This is a genomic window from Pseudostreptobacillus sp. (assembly GCF_977040545.1).
Window position 1 is genome coordinate 1 of sequence record NZ_CDRRBS010000001.1, and the last position, 16,983, is coordinate 16,983.

Annotated in this window: 15 protein-coding genes; all 15 read right to left on the reverse strand. The window is 27.4% G+C overall.

Annotated elements, in window-relative coordinates; all coding sequences use genetic code 11:
• On the reverse strand, positions 1-702 hold a 702-nt coding region (locus ACWYO2_RS00005), incomplete at its 3' end, for a glycine--tRNA ligase subunit beta (protein WP_455514446.1).
• Positions 702-1,583 (reverse strand): glycine--tRNA ligase subunit alpha, encoded by an 882-nt coding sequence (gene glyQ, locus ACWYO2_RS00010; protein ID WP_455514447.1) that lies wholly within the window; start codon positions 1,581-1,583, stop codon positions 702-704. The genes ACWYO2_RS00005 and glyQ, both read right to left, overlap by 1 nt.
• Before the next feature lie 2 nt (positions 1,584-1,585).
• Positions 1,586-2,065, reverse strand: coding sequence for a signal peptidase II (lspA, locus tag ACWYO2_RS00015; protein ID WP_455514448.1), 480 nt, complete (start codon positions 2,063-2,065; stop codon positions 1,586-1,588).
• Between the two features lies 1 nt (position 2,066).
• Complete coding sequence (ileS, locus tag ACWYO2_RS00020; protein ID WP_455514449.1) at positions 2,067-4,856, reverse strand: isoleucine--tRNA ligase; 2,790 nt, start codon at positions 4,854-4,856, stop codon at positions 2,067-2,069.
• A 10-nt stretch (positions 4,857-4,866) separates the two neighbouring features.
• Positions 4,867-7,161: a Tex family protein gene (locus ACWYO2_RS00025; protein ID WP_455514450.1), complete on the reverse strand. Its 2,295-nt coding sequence runs from the start codon at positions 7,159-7,161 to the stop codon at positions 4,867-4,869.
• A gap of 134 nt (positions 7,162-7,295) precedes the next feature.
• Entirely contained in the window at positions 7,296-8,255 is a 960-nt protein-coding gene (locus tag ACWYO2_RS00030; RefSeq protein ID WP_455514451.1) for a transketolase family protein, read from the reverse strand.
• Complete coding sequence (locus ACWYO2_RS00035; protein WP_455514452.1) at positions 8,255-9,070, reverse strand: transketolase; 816 nt, start codon at positions 9,068-9,070, stop codon at positions 8,255-8,257. Before ACWYO2_RS00035 ends, ACWYO2_RS00030 begins: the two co-directional genes overlap by 1 nt.
• 11 nt (positions 9,071-9,081) lie before the next feature.
• Positions 9,082-10,437: a PTS ascorbate transporter subunit IIC gene (locus ACWYO2_RS00040; RefSeq protein WP_455514453.1), complete on the reverse strand. Its 1,356-nt coding sequence runs from the start codon at positions 10,435-10,437 to the stop codon at positions 9,082-9,084.
• A gap of 33 nt (positions 10,438-10,470) precedes the next feature.
• Positions 10,471-10,740, reverse strand: a complete 270-nt coding sequence (locus tag ACWYO2_RS00045; protein WP_455514454.1) for a PTS sugar transporter subunit IIB — start codon at positions 10,738-10,740, stop codon at positions 10,471-10,473.
• A 13-nt stretch (positions 10,741-10,753) separates the two neighbouring features.
• Positions 10,754-11,173 (reverse strand): PTS sugar transporter subunit IIA, encoded by a 420-nt coding sequence (locus tag ACWYO2_RS00050; RefSeq protein ID WP_455514455.1) that lies wholly within the window; start codon positions 11,171-11,173, stop codon positions 10,754-10,756.
• 1 nt (position 11,174) lies between these two features.
• Positions 11,175-13,100, reverse strand: coding sequence for a BglG family transcription antiterminator (locus ACWYO2_RS00055; RefSeq protein WP_455514456.1), 1,926 nt, complete (start codon positions 13,098-13,100; stop codon positions 11,175-11,177).
• A 172-nt stretch (positions 13,101-13,272) separates the two neighbouring features.
• On the reverse strand, positions 13,273-14,229 hold the full coding sequence (locus ACWYO2_RS00060) for a type I phosphomannose isomerase catalytic subunit (protein WP_455514457.1): 957 nt from the start codon (positions 14,227-14,229) through the stop codon (positions 13,273-13,275).
• A 10-nt stretch (positions 14,230-14,239) separates the two neighbouring features.
• Positions 14,240-14,773, reverse strand: a complete 534-nt coding sequence (locus tag ACWYO2_RS00065; RefSeq protein ID WP_455514458.1) for a hypothetical protein — start codon at positions 14,771-14,773, stop codon at positions 14,240-14,242.
• Between the two features lie 3 nt (positions 14,774-14,776).
• Positions 14,777-16,126, reverse strand: coding sequence for a glucose-6-phosphate isomerase (locus ACWYO2_RS00070; RefSeq protein WP_455514459.1), 1,350 nt, complete (start codon positions 16,124-16,126; stop codon positions 14,777-14,779).
• A 1-nt stretch (position 16,127) separates the two neighbouring features.
• Positions 16,128-16,967, reverse strand: coding sequence for a glucosamine-6-phosphate deaminase (gene nagB, locus ACWYO2_RS00075; protein WP_455514460.1), 840 nt, complete (start codon positions 16,965-16,967; stop codon positions 16,128-16,130).
• Between the last annotated feature and the right edge of the window lie 16 nt (positions 16,968-16,983).

Here is a 16,983-nt window from a genome sequence, read left to right on the forward strand (position 1 = left end):
ATCTCCATCATTTTCACAGTTATTTTTAATACTATCAATAACCATTTGACGTCTTTTGATTGGATCTACAACTACATATTCTTTAAGTAATTCAGATTCATACTTACTTGAATCAGATATCAATATATCTTGATTTCCATAAAGTCTCATCCCACGTGTTCTATTTCCTGATTTAACACCTTCAAATTCAAATTCTATTACTTCATCATCTAAAGTAGCTAGTATCCATTTAATAGGTCTTGCAAATCTAAAACTTCTTTTTCCCCACTTCATATTCTTATCAAATTCTATAGACTTAATAGTTCTAACTAATATATCAGAAATTATATCCTTAGTGTATACTCCTTTAAGATTTTTCTCTACATAAATATACTCACCTTTATCAGTTTTTTCTATCTTTATATCATTTTCTGTAAGTCCTTGTGATTGTATAAATCCTTTAGCTGCTTGTGTTAATATCCCATCTTTATATGCTACACTTACTGATGGTCCCATTTTCTTTTCATAAAAATCATCTTGTTTTTCTGATATTTCTGATATATATACAGCTATTCTTCTAGGTGAATTAAATTCTACATCACCAGAAAATTTAATTCTTTCTTTATTTAATTCTTTCTTTAAGTTTTCAAGTAAATCCTTACTTGCCTTTAAAACGTATCTTGAAGGTAGTTCTTCCACTCCTATTTCAAATAAAAGTCTCATTATTCTATACCTCCTTTTTTAAGTAATGGATGTCCTAAATCCTCACGTGTTTTAACAAATATTTCAGCACATTTTTTAGCCATATCTCTTACTCTTAATATATACGACATTCTTTCTGTTGTACTTATAGCTCCTCTTGCATCTAAGTTATTAAATGTATGAGAACATTTTAATACATAATCATAAGCTGGAAGAACTAAGTTGTGACTCAAGCAATTTTTTGCTTCTTTTTCATACATATCAAATAATTTGAAATTCATTTCCACATCACTTACTTCAAAGCTATATTTACTCATTTCATATTCATATTGATAACGTCTTTCACCATACTTAACACCTTTAGACCATTCTAAATCATATACATTATCTTTATTTTGTAAATATAGAGCTATTCTTTCAAGACCATATGTTATTTCAGAAGGAACTATTTCTACCTCTATTCCTCCAACTTGTTGGAAATATGTAAACTGAGTAATTTCCATACCATCAAGCCATACTTCCCAACCTAATCCCCAAGCTCCCAAAGTTGGAGACTCCCAGTTATCTTCAACAAATCTAACATCATGATTTTTAACATCTATACCTAAAGCTTCTAAACTTTTAAGATATAGTTCCTGAATATTATCTGGAGATGGTTTCATAATTACTTGAAATTGATGATGTTGATACACTCTATTAGGATTTTGTCCATATCTTCCATCTTTAGGTCTTCTTGAAGGTTCAACATATGCAACACTCCAAGGTTCAGGTCCTAAAGACATAAGGAAAGTGTCAGGATTAAAAGTTCCTGCACCTGTCTCTACATCGTAAGGATTACTTATTATACATCCTTGTTCACTCCAATATTTTTGAAGTGTTAATATTATATCTTGAAAATACATAATTATTCTCCTTTTGTTTTTTTAAATACATAATTAGATAATAGATAATATACAACTAATATATATATACCTATATGTATATATGCATCTGCAACATTAAATACAAAACTCCATATACCACGAAAATCTATCATGTCTATTACAAATCCTCTTAAATATCTGTCTATCATATTACCTGTTGCTCCTGATGCTATAAATATTACACCTATTTTATTAATAATATTTGTATTTAAAAAATTCTTAGTTTCTGTATAAAGTAAATAAATTATTAAAAGTGTACTAATTATAGTAAATGCAATTATACTTCCTTGAAATAATCCAAATATACCACCATGATTCTCAACATATGTAAACTTTAAAAAATCACCTAATATATTAATTGAATATCCTATATTTCCACCAGAAATATTATACATAAATTGCTTAGTTAATTGATCAAATAATACAAGAAGTACATATAGAGTTATAAGTATAAAATACATATTATTGATTCTCCTTTTGTAATCTTAAAACTTTTGCATCTCTTAGTGTTACATCTGGATATTCTGAATCAGTTCCTACTTCTAAACTATATTTCCAACATCTTTCACATTTCTTACCTAATGCTCTAACAACTTTAGCTTTTATTCCTTCTATTTCTGTTTCTTCTAATTCAGTTGCATTTTCAACAAATTCAACTTGAGATACAAGTAAAATATCCGATATATCCCACTCACTATACTCCTTAACAAAACTATATTCTGAATTAGATATATTTATTAACACTCTAGCATCAAGAGATAAACCTATAAGACCATTTTGTCTTTCTTTTTCTATTTTTTTATTTATTTCTCTTCTTAAAGAACCTAATTTTTCCCATTTTTCATTTAATTCATTATTGATATACTCAGGATTTTCTTCTACCCATGAAGTTAAATGTACACTTTCCTCTTTACCTTCATAATCAAGTCTTTCCCATATTTCTTCTGCAGTAAATGATAAAACTGGAGATATAACCCTTACAAGTACATCTAAAATATTTGAAAGTACAGTTTGAGCTGATCTTCTTTCTAATGAATCTTTATATTCACAATATAGTCTATCTTTTATTATATCTAAATAAAATGATGACATTTCAACTGAACAGAAATAAAGTATTTCTTGGAATAATGCATAAAATTCATAATTTTCATAATGCTTAGTTGTTTTTCTCTTTAACTCTTCTAATTTATGCATAGCCCATTTATCTATTTCTAACATATCTTTATAATCAACTTTAGTTTTTCTATCAAAATCATTTATATTTCCTAGTAAATATCTAGCTGTGTTTCTTATTTTTCTATATGAATCAGACATTTGTTGTATTATATTATCTGATATTCTAACATCTTCTCTATAATCAACAGATGATACCCAAAGTCTTAATATATCTGCACCGTGTACATCTATGATATCTTTAGGAGTTATTGTATTTCCTAAAGATTTAGACATTTTTCTTCCTTGTCCATCCATAACAAATCCATGAGTTAATATCTTCTTATACGGAGCATCAAAAGTTGATGCAACTGAAGTAAGTAGTGATGATTGGAACCATCCTCTATGTTGATCTGAACCTTCAAGATATAGATCAACTGGTCTTTCATATCCTCTTGTTACAACAACAGATCTATGAGAAACTCCAGAATCAAACCAAACATCTAATATACTTCTTTCTTTTCTTAATTCAACTTCTCTTAAATTAAATTTATCTAATAATTCATCTCCTATAATTTCATTTGCTGAATATTTCCACCAAATATCTGTACCTTCTTTTTCTACAAGCTCTATAACTCTTTCCATTATTTCACTATGATATATAACTTCATTTGTTTTAGCATTATAGAAAATTGGTATAGGTACACCCCAAACTCTTTGTCTTGATATAGTCCAATCTGGTCTATTTTCCATCATAGAAGTTATTCTATTTCTTCCCCAAGTAGGAACAAATTCAACTTTTAATAATTGTTCTAAAGCATTTTTTCTAACTTCTCCATCTACTTTTATAAACCATTGTTCCGTAGCTCTAAATATTACAGGTTTTTTACTTCTCCAATCATGAGGATAAGAATGTGAGATTTTTTTCAAACCTAAAAGTTTTTGATTTTCTTCAAGTTTTTCTATAATAGCTTTATTAGCTTTTTTATAAAACATTCCTTCAAATCCTGGAGCTTCACTTGTCATATGTCCTTTATCATCAACAGGAGATAATATTCCTATTTCATATTTTTGTGCCGCTATATAGTCATCTACCCCATGTCCTGGTGCAGTGTGAACACATCCTGTTCCTGCTTCAAGAGTAACGTGTTCTCCAAGTATTATAATACTTTCTCTTGAATATATAGGATGTGTGTAAGTTAATCTTTCAAGTTCACTTCCTTTAAATTCTTTTATCAATTCAAATTCTGTTATTTCCATTTCCTTAAATGCAGAAGATGATAATTCTTTTGCAAGTATTAAATTCCCTTTTGAAGTTTTATAAACTCCATATTCAAATTCTTCATTTAATGCTATAGCAAGATTAGCAGGTATTGTCCATGGTGTTGTTGTCCATATCACAAATGATGCTGATTCAAGTCCTAATTTTGATAAACTATCAGCCGTTAAATCCATTTTTACAAATATAGAATCAGATTCAACATCTTTATACTCAATTTCAGCTTCAGCAAGTGCTGTTTCTGTTGTAGGTGACCAATATACTGGTTTAAGACCTTTATATACATATCCATTTTCATATATATCTCTAAATACTCTTAATTCTTCAGCTTCAAATTCTTTCTTTAAAGTTATATATGGGTTATTCCAATCTCCAAGGATTCCCATACGCACAAAATCTTTCTTTTGATTTTCAACAGATTTAAGTGCATATTTTTTACAAGCTTCTCTAAGTTGTAAAGGACTCATTTCCTTAACTTTTTCTCCAAGCTCTTGTATCATTTTCCATTCTATTGGTAATCCATGTGTATCCCATCCTGGTATATATGGTGCATTATATCCTCTAAGTCTTTTATATTTTAATATTATATCCTTAAGTATTTTATTTATTGAATGACCTATATGTAAATCTCCGTTTGCATAAGGTGGCCCATCATGCAAGAAGAATGTAGGTTTATTTTTATCTAAACTTTTTTCATAAATATTTTTCTTAGTCCAATCTCTTATTACAAGGGGTTCTTTTTGTGCAAGATTAGCCTTCATTTTAAAACTTGTTTTAGGTAAATTTAGGGTAGAAGCATAATCTACTTTTTCATTTTCCATTGTTTTCCTCCTATTTCTTTATTTTAAATCCTCTAGCCATTAGCTGATTTTCCAATTTTCTTTGTTCTATTTCTTCTTTTCTTTTTTTATCATCAAATTTTTTCTTAACTACTTTTTTAGGTTTTACATAATTAGGATTTTTACGTGTTAATCCAACTCTTTGTCTAGGTATATCTATATCTAATACCCTAACTTTTATAATTTGTCCTATTGATAACACCTTAGTAGGATCTGTAATATATTCATCTGATATTTGAGATAAATGTATCATAGCATCATTTTTTAATCCTATATCTACAAAAGCTCCAAATTTAGTAACATTCCTTACAGTTCCTTCAAGTTCCATACCAACTTTTAAATCTTCTATACTTAATACATCTTCTCTTAAAAGAGGTTTATCAAAATCATCTCTTGGATCACGTCTATCTTTTATTAAAGCCTCATATACATCCTTAACAGTTTTATCTAATCCAGTTTTTTCTATAATTTCCTTTAAATCAGCACCATTTAATTTTTCTCTTACAGATTTAAGATCTTCTTTTAACTCCATTACACTACTATTACATTTTTTAAGAATTTCTTCTGCAATATAGTATGACTCTGGGTGAATTATTGTATTATCTAAAGGATTATCACTATCAGGAATAACAATAAATCCTGCTAATTGTTCAAATGCTTTTGCACCTAATCCCTTAACTTTTAAAACTTCTTTTCTATTTTTAAAATCTCCATTTTCTTTTCTATAATCAACTATATTTTTAGCTATATTTTTCTTAATACCTGATACATATCCAAGTAATGCAGCACTTGCAGTATTAATATTAACTCCAACTCTATTCACTATTTTTTCTATAGTTTGTTCTAATTCTGTATTTAAGTTCTTTTGATTAACATCGTGTTGATACATTCCAACACCTATAGATTTAGGATCTATTTTAACAAGTTCTGCTAATGGATCTTGTATTCTTCTTGAAATAGATATAGTCCCTCTTACAGTAACATCAAGGTCTGGGAATTCTTCAGCCGCTATCTTAGAAGCTGAATAAACAGAAGCTCCTGCTTCATTAACTATAATATATGAAATCTTTTTATCTTTATACTCTTTCAATATATCAGATACAAAACTAGCTGTTTCACGCGATGCTGTACCATTACCTATAGCTACTATATCTACATCATATTCTTTAATATATTTTAATATTTTTTCACGAGCCGTAGCTAATTGTTTTTCACTATGCATTTCTTTAACTAAATAAACTACATCATTTGCTCTAAAGAATCCTTCATTATCAATAATAGCAAGCTTTGCCCCTGTTCTATAACCAGGATCTAATCCTAGTATAGTTTTTTTATATAAAGGTGGTTGTAAAAGTAAATCTTCTAAATTCTTTGCAAAATTAGCAATTGCTTCTTCTTCTGATTTTTCAGTTAATATATTTCTCAATTCATTCTCTATTGATGGATAAATTAATCTATCTAAAGAGTCTATTATTACATTTTCTAAAAATGATTTTAAATTCTTATTTTCAAAATATGTTCCGTATATATGAGATACTATATTTTCTCTAACATCATCATCAATTTCTAAATCTACCTTAAGTATTTTTTCATTTTCTCCACGATTAACTGCTAATATTCTATGAGACAGTATTTTATTATATGCTTCACTAAAGTCATAATAATCTTTATATACTTGTTTTTCATCTAACTCTTTATTTTTTTCTATTAATTTAGATACAAGTTTAGATTTATCCGTTAAAACTTTTCTTAAATATTCTCTTATTTCTATATTTTCAGATAATTTTTGAGCTATTATTAAATGCGCTCCTTCTATAGCTGATTTAACATCAACAACATTTTCGTTTATAAAGCCTTTTGCTTCTTCTTCAAGCATTTCCATATTAGTTTCTGGTTTAACTAAATATTCTGAAAGTGGTTCTAATCCATTTTCAATAGCAATATCAGCTTTAGTTTTTTTCTTTTTCTTATATGGAAGATATAAATCTTCTACTCTTTGTAGAACTTGAGCTTCTTTTATAGCTAATTCTAACTCCGGAGTAAGAGCTCCTTGTTCTTCTATCAATCTTATTACTTCTTCTTTTCTTTTTTCTAAATTTCTAAAATATGTAACTTTATCAACTATATCTCTAATTTGTTCTTCATCAAGATTTCCTGTAACTTCTTTTCTATATCTAGAAATAAAAGGTATAGTGGATCCTTCATCATAAAGTTTAATTGTTTGTTCTACTTGATTTGCACTAATTTTTATATCTTCTGCAACAAGTTCAAATATCTTATTTTCCACAATTTCTGCCTCCAACATGTTATTCATAATATTTTACCATATTTTAGACCTAATTTCCACCATAAATTAAAAGGATTGACTCCTATAAAACAAAGAGTCAATCCTAATTTATTTTTTAATATATTTAATATTAACTATATATTATTTTTTACAGCTTGATATATATCTTCTGCTCTTAATCCATATTCTTCTTGTAAAAATTCAAGAGTTCCAACTTGACCAAATCTTTCTTTCACTCCTACTCTAACAAGCTTAGTTTGACATTCTTCTGCTAAAACTTCTGCAACTGCACTTCCTAGACCATTTGTAATACTATGATTTTCTGCAGTAACTACCAACTTTTTACCTTTTGAATGTTCAATTATAGCTTCTCTATCTATAGGTTTTAAAGTGAACATATCAATTACTGTAATTGATATTCCTTCTTCTTCAAGTTTTTTAGCTGCCATACGAGCTTCATGTACCATCATACCAATAGCAATTATACAAATATCACTACCAAGTTGTAATACATTAGCTTTTCCTATTTCAAATTTAGAACCTTCTTCATAAATTTTAAATACATTTTTTCTTGTTAAACGTATCCAATAAAATTTATCTTGTTTGCTATATACTTCATCTAAAACTGATTTTAAAACATTAGAATCTGTAGGTTCTATAACAACTGAATTCGCAAGCCCTCTTATTAGACCCATATCTTCAAATGACATATGAGTTCCACCATTATGAACAGCTTGTATTCCTGCATCTGAAGCTATTACTGTTATCGGATTATTTTGATATAGAGAAGATATGAAAATTTGATCTAAACATCTTCTACTTGCAAAAGCTGTAAATGTATGTACAAAAGGTTTAAGCCCTACTCTTGAAAGACCTGCTGCACAAGAAATTTCTTGAGCTTCCATTATACCTACATTAATAACACGCCCTTTATATTTTTCTACCAAACTTCCACTACCAAGAGAACCCATTAAGTCTGCATCTAATACCACTACTTTTTCATCTTTTGTTAAGTATTCTTCAAATTTATTTGTACACACTTTTCTTAACTCAAGTTCTTCTTTAGTAGTTTCTCCATTATATACTTTAAACATTAATTACCCTCTCTTTCTAATTCGGCTACTACTCTTTCAAGTTCTGCTTTAACTTCAGCATTTGGACGTATATGATGATTACCTTTGAATTTTTCTATAAATTCTACACCTTGACCTTTAATAGTATCAAGCACTATAAATAAAGGTCTATCCGTTTTCTTTAAAGTTGCTTCTTTTATAGCTTCAACATCATCCCCTTTTACAGTAATAGCATCAAATCCAAAAGATTTAGCTTTTTCTTCAAAAGAATAAGGTCTATTAATATCTTCTAAATATCCATCTAATTGTTGTTTGTTATAGTCTAAAAATACAACCATATTATTTAAATCATTATGAGCAATAAATTGCATAGCTTCCCATACTTGACCTTCTTGAGATTCTCCATCCCCTATAATACAAAATACTTTATTATCTTTACCTAATATTTTTAATCCTTTAGCTATACCAGAGGCTATAGATATACCTTGACCAAGTGATCCTGTTGTAACATCTACTCCCTTAGTTTTAAGTCTATCTGGATGACTTGGTAAATTTGTTCCATTAACATTTAAAGTTAATAAATCTTTTACATCAAAGAAACCTTTTAATGCAAGTGCGCTATAAAGTGCAGGCCCTGCATGACCTTTAGAAAGGACAAGATAATCTCTATCTTCCCAATTAGGATTCTTAGGATCATACTTCATTACATCATTATATAAAACTGCTAAAGTTTCTACTACAGAAAGTGAACCTCCATAATGACCAAATCCTAAATTATTTAACATCTTAACAACATTAATTCTAATATCTCTTGCAAATTTTTTAGTATTTTCCATATTTAATATCCTTAATCTTCTTTTTTAGCTATAAAGTTATGTCCTACAAGTAATATTACTATTGCAAATATTATACAAGTTATTACTGTTGGTGATAATACTTTAGAAGCTCCTCCTAATATTATACCTAAAGTTGCAAAGTCTGCATCTGAGAATGTAGATTCTGCAAATCCTAAAGTTGCAAGTAATGGGAATAATACTGCTGGTAATGCTGTTAATAATAATCCATTAGCAAATGCTCCTATCATAGCACCTTTTCTACCACCTGTTGAGTTACCAAATACCCCTGCAGTTGCTCCACAGAAGAAGTGAGGTACTACACCTGGTAAGATTAATGGTAATGCAAATACTCCTTTAAATACCCATAATAGAACTAAACCAACTATACCTCCTAAGAAGCTGAATAAGAACCCTATTAATACAGCATTTGGTGCATAAGGGAATACTATAGGACAATCAAGTGCAGGTTTTGCATTAGGAACTAATTTTTCAGAAATTCCTGTAAATGCTGGAACTATTTCATTTAATATTAATCTAACACCTTGTAATACTACGAATACTCCTCCAGCAAATGCTATTGCTTTAATTAATACAAATACTATATAGTTTTGTCCATCAGAAAGAGTTGAAACAAATTCATTTCCTGCAGCTATTGCTAGAACTAAGTAAATTACCATCATTGTTAATGAAATTGAAATTGAACTATCTCTTAAGAATGATAAGTTCTTAGGAAGTTCCATTTCTTCAGTTGATTTAGAACCTTTACCTACAGCTTTTCCTATATATCCTGATAAGATATATCCTAAAGTACTAAAGTGACCAAATGCAACACTATCATCACCTGTAATACCTTTCATAAATGGTTGAGCAAGTGCTGGGAATACTGCCATTGTTAATCCTAATAATACTGATCCAACAATTACAAGCATGCTTCCACTAAATCCTGCTATAGTTAACAGAACAGCTATCATACAAGCCATGTATAAAGTATGGTGACCTGTTAAGAATATATATTTCAAACGAGTGAAACGAGCAATTAAAATATTAGCAACCATACCTAAAGCCATAATTAATGCAGTTGGTGTACCAAAGTCTTTTAATGCAACAGCTATAATTGCTTCATTATTAGGAACTACTCCTGTAATATGAAATGCTTGTTCAAAAATTTTACCCATAGGAGAAAGTGATGCAATGATTAAATCTGCCCCTGCTCCTAAAATTAAGAATCCCATTATAGTTTTAATTGTTCCTTTAATTACATCTGTTAATGGTTTTCCTTGTAATACTAATCCTACTAGAGCTATTAACCCAACAAGAATTGATGGTGTTTTTAATATCCCTACGATTAAATTTAATAATGATATCATAAAATATCCTCCTAAAATTTATTTATATTTGTTTTATTTTAATCTTTCTGTTAATTTTTCTTCAAGTTCTGGCATACTTATTATGCTATTTAGAACTACTATTTTATCTTTAGGTATAGAAGTTGCACTTTCTGCAATATCTCTACCCATAACGAATATATCAGCTGAATTTGATGTAACTGAAGCAAGATCTGAATGTGTCGCTTCTGCCTCTTTACCTATTTTTTTTAAAACTTTCTTTATGTTCATTTCAAGCATAAAGCTTGAACCAAGTCCTGAACCACAAACTGCCATTATTTTCATTTTATCCTCCTATTTATCTATTTAAAATTTTAATTAACTCATTTTTATCTTCAGCTTTAAGAAGATCTTTTATTTTTTCTTCATCTTGGAATATTTCAAGTAAAGCTCCTATAGTATCTATGTGTGAATTAGAATCTTTAGCTGCCAAAATAAATATTAAAGATATTGGATCACCACCAAAATCTACAGGTTTATTTACTTTTAAAAAAGAAACTCCAGTCTCATTAACACCATTTTCTGGTCTTGCATGAGGCATAGCTATATGTTCTCCTAAAATAATATAAAACCCTAAATCATTTATACTTTTTATCATAGCATCTACATAGCTTTGTTCAATATTCCCTGATTTAATCAAAGGTTCAGAAGCTAACTTTATACTTTCTTCCCAATCTTTAACCTCACTTAATACATTTACATTAGACTCATTAAACATGTTACTCCTCTCTATAGTTATCAATATATTCTACTAACTTTTGATAACTATCAATATTTGTAATTTTTTCCATAAAATTAGGCCTTAATATTAATTTATATATATCATTTAAAATTTCTAAATGATTTCTTTCATCACTAGTTGAAAAACAAAAGAATATCTTTGCCATTCTGCCTTTAATATCAACCGCTTCCTTTAATATTAATAAAGAAAGATCAGTTTTATACACATTACCCATAGATTGTGAATGTGGCAAAGCAATGTTATTATCAATTATTATATATGGTCCTAATTTTTCAATATTATCTATCATACTTTTAGTATATCTACTATTTGCTGCACCATGTTCTTCAAGTATATGACCTGAAATTTTTATTGCTTCTTTCCAATCTTTAACCCTATTTTTAAAAACAACCTTACTCTCAGATAAAATTTCTAGTAAATTATTTTTCATTTTTAATTTATCAATAAATATATTAGAATACTTTTGATTTAATAATTTTTTCAAAACTATTTCATCAAAATTACCTATTTCTTTAAGATCTTTAATAAAATTATCTATTACTATTTTATCTTTTTTTCTTTTTATTCCAAGTGACTCTAGTTTTTTATAGTCTTCTATTTGTAACACTGGATTAATTTTAATTGCTTCAAAATCTAAATCAACCGTTGTTAAAATATAGTCTATATTCATATTTTTAGAAATATCTTTATTTATCATATACGCGGGTAGAACATCTATTATATCTACATCAAAATGATCTTTTAAGTAATATTCTAATACTCTAGAAGTTCCATAACCTAATCCACATACCAGTATGACTTTTTTTCTATTATTGATTTCAATTCTATCGATTGAAGCTTTAAAATGATACATTATCAATGATAATTCTATATCTGTAAATTTAATTTCAAAAGTTTCTTCTATCTCAACTAAACCTTTTTTTAATATATCTATTAAATTCTCATCATTCCAATCAAGTTTTTCATAAAATGTATTAGATAATTTAATATTCTTTTTTAATCTATATATAGAAACTTTTAAGTGACTTAATAAAAAGTCATATAATATAGCATCTTCTGTCAAATCTACATTTAAATTATCACTTACATATTTAATCAACTTTTTAATTAAAAAACTTTCATCTAACCATGACTCTAAATTAGAATTAATAGATAAGCCTATCAGTATATCAGCTATAGTATTAAATGATTTTTTATCATCAAAATATTTATCAAATATTTTTTCTATAACAAAGTAATCATTCCCTGCTATAAGATTAGAATTTACTGTATTTTTTTCATAAAAAATATAATGACAATATATTGAAATAAGTAATTTTAAATATACATCTTCACTAATATTTAACTTAATATTATTAGAGGTTTCTTTGATAAACTCTTTAATATTGAATATCAAATCTTTATCCAAAACATCATCTATATACTTATTGATTCTACGATTTCTATATATTCTTTCAAGAATTTCTATCTTTTTAATATTACTCTTTTTAATATAATAACCTTTAGAATTAATATATTCAAATTTTTCATTCATAGATTCCATATCAGATTTTATAGTATTTCTTGAAACTCCTATAATTTTAGATAGAGAAGATATATTTAGTCCTGTTAAATTAAATATACTATTTAAATATATGAGATCTATTCTATCATCTTTAATTAAATCATTACTCTTATCATTTTCTTTAAGAATTTTAGTTATTGAATCAATATCAAATATAAATCTTGAATCTTTAATTAAAATCTTAGGATTTTTATTTTTTAATAAATAATAATTTATCTTATTAATATAATATTGTATAGATCTTTTAGAGACACCAAAATGTTCTGAAACCTGATTTATAGTCAGTTCTTCTTCTGTTAAAAGCATTTCTAATATTTTTACTTCTCTTTCATTTAACATTATTTTCACTCCTATATGGTATAGTATACCTTGAAAAATATATATGGCAATTATAAACCTTTTTCATAAAAATGAAAAGAAGTGACCACCTATACATTAATGGTAACTATACTTTTAAGATAAAATAAAAATACCTATAATCAAATAACAATATAATTATAGGTATTTCATATTATATAGCCAAACTTCTTAATAATTCCAAACTTCCTTTAACTTTTACTTTAATATTCGCTGGAATTAAAACTGTTTCACCTTTTTTAACTTTTAAACTTTCTCCTAAATATTCTATAACACCTTCACCTTCTAATATAGAATATATCAACATATTTTTATAACTATCTTCAAACTCATCTAATATTTTTATTCTATCTATAGAATAAAAATCTGTATTAGAGATATTTTTTCTAATTTCATCATCTTTAAAATTAGTGTTTCTAACTTCAGGTATTAAATTAAAGTCTATAACTTCAGCTGCTCTATCAAGATGAAGTTCTCTTTTTTTCCCATTATCTAATCTATCAAAATCATATATCCTATAAGTAATATCTGAATTTTCCTGAATCTCAGCAAATATAACACTACCTTCAAGACTAGCATGTACACTTCCAGGTATAACATCTATTATATCCCCAGTTTTAACAGAAACAACATTAAATAAATCTACAAAATCATTATTTTTAGTCTTCTCTAAAAACTTCTCTTTATTTATACCTTTTTTCATACCCATTATTAACTTAGCATCATCACTTGCATACATGATAAACCAAGACTCACACTTACCCAATTCATTATGATTCTTCAAAGCATATTCATCACTAGGGTGTACTTGTATAGATAATCTATCATTTACATCTAAATACTTAATTAATAAAGGAAATCTATTTCCATATTTAGTATATATTTCTTCTCCAACAAGTTCTTGTTTAAATTCTTCTAAAAGACTTTGTAACTGTCTTCCTGAAAGATATCCATTTTCAACTTCACTCATCCCATTTTTATGAGATGAAACTTCCCAAGATTCACCAAAATTTCTATCATCAGGTAATTCTATACCAAGTTTTTCTTGTAAATTTCTACCTCCCCATACTTTAGGTATTAACACTTTTTTAAATTTCAAAGGATACAGCATAATAATCTCCTTACTGTGCTTTTTGTATTTGTTCTGATTGTTGCTCAGTTTGTTGTGTTGTTTGGAATTCCTTAACAAAGTTTACAAAGTCTTCTTTGTTATTTAATACCCATTTTCCATCTACTTTAGACATATTAGCTTTTAAATCTTTTTCTACATATTTAAGTTCTTTTTCTTGTCCCAGTTTTTCAAAGTATTCTTTTGCAAATACATTCATTTTTTCTTCAGTTAAACCCTCAGATAATGATTTTTGTATTATTTCATTTAACAGTTCTTTCATATATACTTCAAGATCAACTCTTTTCATATGTACATCTATTTCTGATTTATCTTTTTCTTGATTTACATTATTTATACTATATTCAAACTTTTTAATTAAACCATCCATACCTTTTGCTAATTCATTGTCAGCTGTTACAATATTTTCATTTCTTATTGATTCAAGTTCTGTAACTAAAGATTGTTTAGATTTAGGTTCACCACAAGAAATGAAAATAGTAAATGCAAATAATGTAAAAATAATAGGTTTCAAAAATTTTTTCATCAATTATTCTCCTAACAATTCTTTTAATTTTTTAGTTTCTTCTTCATAACCTGGTTTTTCAAGTAAAGCAAACATATTTTTCTTATACTCTTCAACTCCTGGTTGATCAAACGGATTTATACCTAACATATATCCACCTATAGCTACTGCTTTTTCAAAGAAGTAGAATAAATATCCTAAATTGAAAGGAGTAGCTTCAGGTATGCTAATAACAAGATTTGGAACATTTCCTGTTACGTGTGCTAATATAACTCCTTTTGCAGCTTGTTTATTAACATAATCTAAAGTTTTACCTGAAATGTAGTTCAATCCATCTAAATCAACTTCTTCTTTATTTATCAATATATCTTCTTCTGGTTTATCTATTAATAATACAGTTTCAAACATAGTTCTTCTAGCTTCTTGTATTGATTGTCCAATAGAATGTAAATCAGTTGAAAAATCAGCTGAAGTAGGATATATTCCCTTACCATCTTTACCTTCTGATTCAGCAAATAGTTGTTTCCACCATTCTGCTATAAAATGTAATCTCGGTTCATAATTTGTTAATATTTCTATATTTTTACCCTTGTTATATAATATATGTCTAGTTGCAGCATATATCATTGCATCATTTTCATAAAAATTCTTATTTGAATAATCTTCCATAGCTGTTGCTGCACCATCCATTAATTCTTGAATATTTATCCCAGCTACAGCTATTGGTAATAAACCTACGGCTGTTAATACTGAAAATCTTCCACCAACATTATCTGGAACAACAAAAGTTTCATACCCTTCACTTGTTGATAGATTTTTTAAAGCACCTTTTGCTTTATCTGTAGTAGCATATATTCTTTTAGCAGCTTCTTTTTTCCCATATTTTTTCTCTAATTTTTCCTTAAATACTCTAAATGCAATAGCTGGTTCTGTTGTAGTCCCTGATTTTGATATTACATTTATAGAAAAATCTTTATCTCCAACTAAATCTAATAAATGTTTTAAATAAACAGGACTCATATTAGTTCCTGCAAAGAATATTTGAGGACCTTTTCTAACACTTTTATCTTGATTATTATAGAAAGTATTTGATAAAAATTCTATAGCTGCTTTTGCCCCTAAATATGAACCTCCTATACCTATAACTATTAGTATTTCTGAATCATTTTTAATTTTTTCAGCTGCTTTTTGAATTCTAACAAATTCTTCTTTATCATAATTTTTAGGAAGATCTACCCATCCTAAAAAATCATTACCTGCACCACTTTTATTTTCTAATATTTGATTAGATAATTCTACAAATGGTCTTAATTGATCATATTCATGTTTTTTAATAAAGTTTTCTGTATATTTTGTTTCTAATTTTAATTTCATTTTATCTCTCCTTAGCTAAATTTTCTAATTCTTTTTCTAATTTTTCTAAATCTAAATTTACAGATTCTATATCTTTAAAGTATCTATATGTTCTAACTTTTAAATCAAGAGCAGCATCTTCATCTATTACAAGTATAGCTTTTCTATGTAATTGTAATGCTGATATAGTCCATAAATGATTAACACCTTCTTCTATACCCTTGTGTATAGCATGAGCTTTTTTAGGCCCATTTGCCATTATCAACACTTCTTTTGAATCCATAATAGTCCCTACTCCTACTGTTAAAGCAAGTTTTGGAACTTTTGTAATATCATTATTGAAAAATCTTGAGTTTACTAATATTGTATCTTCTGTTAATTCTTTATCTCTAGTTCTTGATGCAAGTGAAGATCCTGGTTCATTAAATGCTATATGACCATCTTCTCCTACTCCACCTAAAAATAAGTTTATTCCTCCAACAGACTTAATCTTATCTTCATATCTTTTACATTCAGCTTCTAAATCAGTTGCAAGTCCATCTAAAATATTAATGTTTTCTTTTTTAATATCTATATGATTGAAAAAGTTGTTATACATAAAATAATGATAACTTTGATCATGAGTTGGTTCAAGTCCAACGTATTCATCCATATTAAAAGTAATAACATTTTCAAATGAAACTATACCTTTTTTATTGAGTTCTATTAAATTTCTATAAGTTTCTAAAGGTGTAGAACCTGTAGGTAGGCCTAAAACAAAAGGTCTATCTTTTGTAGGTTTAAACTTTAATATTTCACGTGCAACATGAAACGCAGTCCATTTACCAACTTCTTTTGAATTTTTAACAATAAGTAATCTCATCAAAATCTCTCCTATT

Coding starts and splice junctions, on each gene's coding strand:
- glyQ (WP_455514447.1), bottom strand. CDS start 1,583: ATGTATTTTCAAGATATAATATTAACACTTCAAAAATATTGGAGTGAA.
- lspA (WP_455514448.1), bottom strand. CDS start 2,065: ATGTATTTTATACTTATAACTCTATATGTACTTCTTGTATTATTTGAT.
- ileS (WP_455514449.1), bottom strand. CDS start 4,856: ATGGAAAATGAAAAAGTAGATTATGCTTCTACCCTAAATTTACCTAAA.
- ACWYO2_RS00030 (WP_455514451.1), bottom strand. CDS start 8,255: ATGTTTAAAGTATATAATGGAGAAACTACTAAAGAAGAACTTGAGTTA.
- ACWYO2_RS00035 (WP_455514452.1), bottom strand. CDS start 9,070: ATGGAAAATACTAAAAAATTTGCAAGAGATATTAGAATTAATGTTGTT.
- ACWYO2_RS00040 (WP_455514453.1), bottom strand. CDS start 10,437: ATGATATCATTATTAAATTTAATCGTAGGGATATTAAAAACACCATCA.
- ACWYO2_RS00045 (WP_455514454.1), bottom strand. CDS start 10,740: ATGAAAATAATGGCAGTTTGTGGTTCAGGACTTGGTTCAAGCTTTATG.
- ACWYO2_RS00050 (WP_455514455.1), bottom strand. CDS start 11,173: ATGTTTAATGAGTCTAATGTAAATGTATTAAGTGAGGTTAAAGATTGG.
- ACWYO2_RS00055 (WP_455514456.1), bottom strand. CDS start 13,100: ATGTTAAATGAAAGAGAAGTAAAAATATTAGAAATGCTTTTAACAGAA.
- ACWYO2_RS00060 (WP_455514457.1), bottom strand. CDS start 14,229: ATGCTGTATCCTTTGAAATTTAAAAAAGTGTTAATACCTAAAGTATGG.
- ACWYO2_RS00065 (WP_455514458.1), bottom strand. CDS start 14,773: ATGAAAAAATTTTTGAAACCTATTATTTTTACATTATTTGCATTTACT.
- ACWYO2_RS00070 (WP_455514459.1), bottom strand. CDS start 16,126: ATGAAATTAAAATTAGAAACAAAATATACAGAAAACTTTATTAAAAAA.
- nagB (WP_455514460.1), bottom strand. CDS start 16,967: ATGAGATTACTTATTGTTAAAAATTCAAAAGAAGTTGGTAAATGGACT.